This window comes from Kitasatospora sp. NPDC005856 (assembly GCF_040629945.1).
Lineage (GTDB): Bacteria > Actinomycetota > Actinomycetes > Streptomycetales > Streptomycetaceae > Kitasatospora.
The window spans coordinates 1-7782 of sequence record NZ_JBEXWT010000172.1; the positions used below are offsets into that span (position 1 = coordinate 1).

General features: G+C 75.3%; 2 protein-coding genes. Both read right to left on the bottom strand.

Annotation, left to right across the window (positions count from 1 at the left end; genetic code table 11):
* Positions 1 to 7043 (bottom strand): beta-ketoacyl synthase N-terminal-like domain-containing protein (locus ABZ449_RS41290; RefSeq protein ID WP_360357101.1); only part of this gene is annotated, 7043 nt, incomplete at its 3' end.
* Positions 7044 to 7048: 5 nt separating this feature from the next.
* On the bottom strand, positions 7049 to 7782 hold a 734-nt coding region (locus tag ABZ449_RS41295), incomplete at its 5' end, for an acyl carrier protein (protein WP_360357104.1).

Here is a 7782-nt window from a genome sequence, read left to right on the forward strand (position 1 = left end):
TGGAGGTGTTCGGCGAAGACGGGTGAGGTGTTGAGGAGTTCGAGGCCCATGCCGGGCCATTGGGATCCTTGGCCGGGGAAGACGAAGACGGTTTTTCCGGGGGTGCTGGTGCCTTGGATGAGTCGGTTGTGGGGTTGATCGGCGGCCAGTGCCTTGAGTGCGTCGAGGAGTTCGTCGCGGGTGGTGGCGGTGGCGGCGGCGCGGTGGGTGAAGGGGGTGCGGGTGTCGAGGGTGGTGGCGATGGTGGTGGGGGTGAGGTCGGGGTGGGTGTGGATGTGGTCGGCGAGTCGTCGGGCGTGGTCGCGTAGGGCGGTGGGTGACTTCGCGGACAGACGCCAGGTGACGGGGAGTTCGTCGTTGGTGGCGCCGGTGTCGTTGCTGCCGTCTTCGTGATCGCCGGTGGCGGGCGGTTCGGCGGGGGCCTGTTCGAGGATGATGTGGGCGTTGGTGCCGCTGATGCCGAAGGAGGAGACGGCGGCGCGGCGCGGCCGGTCCTCGGTGGGCCAGTCGCGGGCCTCGGTGAGGAGTTCCACCCGTCCGGCGTCCCAGTCGATGTGCGGGGACGGAGCGTCGACGTGCAGGGTGCGGGGCATGGTGCCGTGCCGCATGGCCTCGACCATCTTGATGATGCCGGCGACACCCGCCGCTCCCGCCGCATGGCCCATGTTGGACTTGATCGAGCCGAGGCGCAGCGGCCTGTCGGCGGGCCGGTCCTGGCCGTAGGTGGCGAGCAGGGCCTGGGCCTCGATGGGGTCGCCGAGCCGGGTCCCGGTGCCGTGGGCCTCGACCACGTCGACGTCGGCGGTGGTGAGTCCGGCGTTGGTCAGGGCCTGGCGGATCACCCGTTGCTGGGCGGGGCCGTTGGGCGCCGACAGTTGGCTGGTGGTCCCGTCCTGGTTGACCGCCGAGCCGCGGACGACCGCGAGGATCCGGTGGCCGTTGCGCAGCGCGTCCGACTGCCGCTCGACCAGCAGCAGGCCGACGCCCTCGCACCACGCCGTTCCGTCGGCGGCGGCGGCGAAGGACTTGGAGCGCCCGTCGGGGGCCAGCCCGCGCTGACGGCTGAACTCCACGAACGAGGCGGGTGTCGCCAGCACCGAGACGCCGCCGGCGAGGGCGAGGTCGCACTCGCCGTTGCGCAGCGACTGCGCGGCCAGGTGCAGGGCGACCAGCGAGGAGGAGCACGCCGTGTCCAGGGAGACGGCCGGGCCCTCCAGCCCGAAGGTGTAGGACAGCCGGCCGGAGAGGATGCTCGCCGAGTTGCCGACGATCAGGTAGCCCTCCAGGCTCTCGTGCCCGGCGACCAGGGTTCCGTAGTCCCGGTCGTGGGTGCCGGTGAAGACACCGGTCCGGCTGCCGCGCAGCGAGGAGGGGTCGATCCCCGCGTGCTCGAACACCTCCCAGCCGGTCTCCAGCAGCAGCCGCTGCTGCGGGTCCATCGCCAGCGCCTCGCGCGGGCTGATGCCGAAGAAGTCGGCGTCGAAGTCGGCGACGTCGTGCAGGAACCCGCCCGCACGTGTGTAGGAGGTGCCGAGGTGTTCGGGGTCCGGGTGGTACAGGGCGTCGAGGTCCCAGCCGCGGTTGTCGGGGAAGCCGGTGATGGCGTCCCGGCCCTCGGCCACCAGCTGCCACAGGTCCTCGGGGGACCGCACGTCGCCGGGGTAGCGGCAGGCCATGCCGACGATGACGATCGGGTCGTCGTCGGACCGGACCGCGGTGAGCGGCACGGCGGTGCTCCCCCGGACGCCGAGGAGTTCGGAGCGCAGGTGGCCGGCCATCGCGGCGGCGGTCGGGTAGTCGAACAGCAGGGTCGCCGGGAGGTCGAGCCCGGTCGCCTCGTGGAGCCGGTTGCGGAGGCCGACGGCGGTGAGCGAGTCGAAGCCCAGCTCCTGGAGCGGGCGGTCCGGATCGACGGTGTCGGTGGTCCGGTGTCCGAGCACGGCGGCGATCCGCCCGCGGACCAGCTCGAGGACGGTCCTGAGCTGCTCGTCCTCGGACAGGGCGCGCAACTGTCGTGCCCACGCGCGGTTGTCGACGGCGGTGGCGCCCGCGGCCGGGACCCGGACCAGGTTCCGGAACACCGGAGGCAGGGTCAACGCCCGTGAGTGCCTGCGGAGTTCGGAGTGGTCGAGTTCGACGGGCAGCAGTGCGCCGTGCCGTCCCCCGGACAGCGCCAGGCCGAACGCGGCGAGGGCGTGCCCGGTGGAGCGGGGCTTGAGCCCGTCGGGTGCGGCGGGCTCCGGCCTGGCCCGGTCCGCTTGCTCCTCCGGTGCCCAGCCGAGCGACAGGACGGGGTGTCCCTCGGCCCGCCGACGGTCGGCGAGGGCGTCGAGGAGCGCCCCGGCGGCGGCCCGGTCCGCCCGGCCGGGGGCGCCGAGGGCGCCGGCGGCGGACGAGAAGAGGACGAAGGCGCCGAGCCCGGCGCCGGCGGTGAGCTCGTGGAGGTCCCAGGCGAGCCCGGCCCGGACGCGCAGGGCGGCGTCGAGGTGCTCGGGGGTGAGGGCGGTGAGCGGGCTGCCGGCCTCCTCGACCGCGTGGACGACGGCGGTCAGCGGGCGTCCGTCCGGGACGGCGGCCAGCAGTGCGGTGAGGTCCGCGCGGTCGCCGATCCCGTCGGGCACCGTGGCCACGGTCGCCCCGAGGGCGGTGAGACCGGCGGTGTCGAGCGGCTCGGCCCCGGAGACGCGGGCGAGCAGCAGGTGGCGCGCGCCGTGTTCGGCGACCAGCTGCCGCAGGAGCGGCTCGGCGAGGTCTCCGTCGCCGGACAGCACCAGCACGGTGCCGTCGGGGTCGAGCGGCCCTGCCGGTGCCTCCTCGTCCCGCTCCGGTGCCCCGGGCGCGGCCGGCTCGGCGAGCGGCACGCGGACCAGCCTGGGCACGAGCAGCTCGTCGGCGCGGGCGGCGAACTGGTCCTCGCCGGCGGTCGGCAGCGCGCGCAGCACGGCCTCGGTGACCTGCTCCTCGACGTCGAGCAGCACGAACCGGCCGGGGTGCTCGTTCTGGGCCGAGCGCAGCAGGCCCCAGACGGCCGCCTGGCCGGGATCGAGGACATCCTCGGGAGCGTCGCCGTCGCCGTCGCCGTCGCCGTCGGCACCGGCACCGGCACGGCCACCGGCCGGGACCGCGCGGCGGGTGACGACCACCAGCCGGGAGCCGCCGAGGACTTCCTCGGCCAGCAGGTCCCGCACGGCGTCGAGCGCCCGGACGGTCTGTGCGACGGCGGCCGGGCCGGGCTCGGGCCCGCTGCCCGGGAGGGCCAGCAGGATCGCGTCCGGGGCGGGGTGCACGCCCTCCCGGACGGCGCGGGCGAGCGCCGCGAGGTCGGTGTGCCGCTCGGCGGGCAGGGCGGCGAGGGCCTCCTCGTCCTGGGCCTCCTCGTCCTGGGCCTCGGCGAGGACCGCCCAACGGGTCGCGGCCTCGGCGGACGGCGGCACCGGGACCCAGTCGAGCCGGTAGCCGGTGTCCGCGTCCGGGCCGTGGAGCCCGGCGGCCCGGACCGGTCCGAGCCGCACCGAGCCGACGGTGGCGACCAGGGTGCCGGAGCCGTCGTGGACCGCTGCCGAGGCGGTGTCGGGCCCGGTGCGGGTCAGTGCGACCCGGAGCGTCCGGGCTCCGGTGGTGTGGACGGTGACGTCCTGCCACGCGACCGGGGCGCGCAGCTCGTCGGCCGGGTCGCCGGTGGCGGCCAGGGCCGTCTGGACGAGGCGCGGGTCGAGCAGGTACCCGCCCTGCTCGGCGTCGTCGGGCAGCCGGACCTCGGCGTAGCCGGTGTCCCCGGCCCGCCAGGCGGCCCGCAGTCCGGCCAGCGGGGCGGCTCCGCCGTGGCCGAGGCCGGCGAGTCGGTCGGCCAGTTCCTCGGTGTCGACGGGGACGGCGTCGTCCGGGACCCGGCCGTCCACCGCACCGGCGCGGCCGCCCCCGGCGGCCGCGTGGCCCGGGCCGGTGAGGACGGCGTCGGCGTGGCGGATCCAGGGCTGCTCCGGGTCGTCGCCGGACCGGGAGTGGACGGTGACCCGCTGGACGTCGGCGGCACCGCCCTCCGGGCCGCCCGGGGTCACCGTGAGGTGCAGCCGCACCGGAGCGCCGTCGGTCAGGACCAGCGGCGCTTCCAGGGTGAGCTCCGCGACCCGGGTGAGCCCGCTCTCGGCCCCCGCCCGCAGGACGAGGTCCAGGAAGGCGGCGCCGGGCAGCACGGTGACGCCGTGCACGGCGTGGTCGGCCAGCCACGGGTGGGCGGCGGCGGTGACCCGGCCGGTGAGGATCCGGCCCTTTCCGTCGGGCAGTTCGACCGCTCCGCCGATCAGCGGGTGCCGGGCGGTGGAGCCGGACGAGGACGGGTTGTCCGTGGGGTGCAGCCACAACGACTGGTGCTGGAACGGGTAGGTGGGGAGGTCCACGCGGTCCGCCGGCCCGAAGAACGCCGACCAGTCGACCCGCACGCCGTGCGCGTGGAGCTGCCCGAGTCCGGCGGTCAGCTCGGCCGCCTCCGGCCGGTCCCGGAGCATCAGCGGGACGAAGAGGGCGTCGGGCGCGGACTCCGGCCCCGCCGCCGAGAGCACCGCGTCCGGGCCGATCTCGACGAACGCGGTGACGCCCGCGGAGCGCAGGCCGCGCACCGCGTCGGCGAACCGGACGGCCGCCGAGACGTGCCGCACCCAGTAGTCCGCCGACGCCCAGCCCTCGGCCGGACCGCCGGAGACCGTGGACACGGCCGCGATCGCGGGCTCCCGGTAGGCCAGGGACTCGGCGACCGTGCGGAACCGGTCCAGCATCGGGGCCATCAGCGGTGAGTGGAAGGCGTGCGAGACCCGCAGCGGGTTGGTCTTCCGCCCCTGCTCCGCGAAGTGCGCGACGATCCCGGCGACGGCGTCGCCGTCGCCCGAGACCACCACCGACTGCGGGCCGTTGACCGCGGCGAGCCCCACCGCGTCGGACAGCAGCGGCCGGACCTCCTCCTCGGTCGCCCGGATCGCGGCCATCGCGCCGCCCCCGGGCAGCTCCTGCATCAGCCGGCCGCGCGCGGCGACCAGCGTGGAGGCGTCGGCCAGCGACAGCACCCCGGCGACGTGGGCGGCCGCGATCTCACCGACGGAGTGCCCGGCCACGAAGTCCGGCCGCACCCCCCAGGACTCGACCAGCCGGAACAGCGCCACCTCGACCGCGAACAGCAGGGCCTGCGCGTTGCCGGTCCGCCGGACCGCCTCCTCGTCGGCGCCCCACAGCACCTCGCGCAGCGGAACCTCGTAGTGGCCGTCCAGTTCGGTCAGGACGGCGTCCAGCGCCTCGGCGAACACCGGGTGGGCCTCGTACAGGCCGCGGGCCATCCCCGGCCGCTGGGACCCCTGGCCGGTGAACAGGAAGGCGACCTTGCCGCCGAGGACCCGGCCCGGCGCGGTGCTGCCGTCGGCGACCGCGTCCAGGGCGGCGGACAGTTCCTCCCGGTCCGCGCCGGTCGCCACCGCCCGGTGGGTCAGCGCGGCCCGCTCCAGGGCCAGCGCCCGTCCGGCGGCGGCCAGGCGGTCGTCGGGCAGGGTCGCCAGGAACGTCCGCAGCCCGGCCGCCTGCGCGCGCAGGGCCTCCGGGGTGCGGCCGGAGAGCGGCCACGGCACCACCGGCGGTGTGGTCCCCTCCGCCGGGGCCGGCGCGGCGTCGGCGGCGGCCGGCTCCTCCAGGACGACGTGGGCGTTGGTGCCGCTGATGCCGAAGGACGAGACGCCCGCGCGGCGCGGCCGGTCGGTACGCGGCCAGGCCCGGCTCTCGGTGAGGAGCTCCACCCGCCCGGCGTCCCAGTCGATGTGCGGGGACGGAGCGTCGACGTGCAGGGTCCTGGGAAGGACCTCGTGGCGCATGGCCTGCACCATTTTGATGATGCCGGCGACGCCGGCGGCGGCCTGGGTGTGGCCGATGTTGGACTTGATGGAGCCGAGCCAGAGGGGCCGGTCGTCGGGCCGGTCCTGGCCGTAGGTGGCGAGCAGGGCCTCCGCCTCGATCGGGTCGCCCAGCTCGGTCCCCGTGCCGTGGGCCTCCATCGCGTCCACGTCGGACGGGCGCAGCCGCGCCTCCGTCAGCACCTGGCGGATCAGCCGCTCCTGGGAGGGACCGTTGGGCGCGGTGAGCCCGTTGGAGGCGCCGTCCTGGTTGACGGCCGTTCCCCGGACGACCGCGAGGATCCGGTGGCCGTTGCGGCGGGCGTCGGAGAGCCGCTCGACCAGCAGCAGGCCGACGCCCTCGCTCCAGGCGGCGCCGTCGGCGGCGGCGGCGAAGGACTTGGAGCGCCCGTCGGGGGCCAGGCCGCGCTGGCGGCTGAACTCGATGAAGGCGGCGGGGGTGGCCATCAGGGTGACCCCGCCGGCGAGGGCGAGGTCGCACTCGCCGTTGCGCAGCGCGCGGGCGGCCAGGTGCAGGGCGACGAGGGAGGAGGAGCAGGCCGTGTCCACCGAGATGGCCGGGCCCTCGAAGCCGAACACGTAGGAGAGCCGCCCGGAGGCCAGACTGCCGGCGCTCCCCGTCCCGAGGTAGCCCTCGAAGCCGTCGGGTGCGGCCTGGGTCAGCCGGTTGCCGTAGTCGTCGTACATGACGCCGGTGAAGACGCCGGTGTGGGTGCCGCGCAGGGCGGCGGGGTCGATGCCGGCGTTCTCGAGGGTCTCCCAGGCGGTTTCGAGGAGGAGGCGTTGTTGGGGGTCGGTGGCGAGGGCCTCGCGGGGGCTCATGCCGAAGAACTCGGGGTCGAAGTCGGCGGCGTCGTAGAGGAATCCGCCGTGGCGGGTGTAGCTGGTGCCGGGGTGGTCGGGGTCGGGGTGGTGGAGGGTGTCGAGGTTCCAGCCGCGGTCGGTGGGGAACTCGCCGATCGCGTCGACGCCGTCGGTGACCAGTCGCCACAGGTCCTCGGGGGAGCGGACGCCGCCGGGGTAGCGGCAGGCCATGCCCACGATCGCGATCGGCTCGTGCTCCTTGGACTCCAGCTCCTGGACGCGCGCCCGGGTCCTCTGGAGGTCGGCGGTCACGCGCTTGAGGTAGTCCCGCAGTTTCTCTTCAACCGTCATCGAATTCAGTCCTGTTCCCAAGCGGTGCCGAGCTCGTTGTCGATCAGGTCGAACATCTCCTCGTCGGTCGCCTCGTCGAGGGCGACGGCGAGTGAGTCGTCCGTGGCGTGTGGGGCGGAGTGTTCGGTAAGCAGCAGGCGCAACCGGGTGGTGAGCTCCTCACGGGCATCGTCGGAGACCGTCCGCAGGAGGCTCTCGAAGCGGTCGAGTTCGGCGAACGCCGTGGCGTCGTCCGTGACCTGACCGGAGCCCCCGCCCGACCCGGTGCCCGCGCCGTCGGCGGCCTCGCGGGCGAGGCGGTCGCCGAGGTGTTCGGCGAGCGCGCGGGGCGTCGGGTAGTTGAACGCCAGCGTCGCCGGCAGCCGCAGCCCGACGGCCGCGCCGAGACGGTTCCGGAACTCCACGGCGATCAGCGAGTCGAAGCCCAGTTCCTTGAGCGCCGAGTCCGGATCGATGCCCTCCGGCGAACCGTGCCCGAGTGCCGCCGCGATGTGCGCGCGGACCAGGTCCAGCAGCAGCGTGCCGCGCTCGTCCTCCGGGGCCTCGGCGAACCGGCGTGCCCAGTCGCTCGTCCCGCCCCCGGTGGCGCGCTTCTCCTTCGACGGCGCCAATCCGCGCAGGATCGACGGCAGTTCACCGAGTTCCGCTCGTTTGCGGAGGGTGGTTCGGTCGGTTCCGGTGAGGAGGAGGTGGGGGTGGGGGGTGGTGAGGGTGGTGTCGAAGAGGGTGAGTGCGGTGG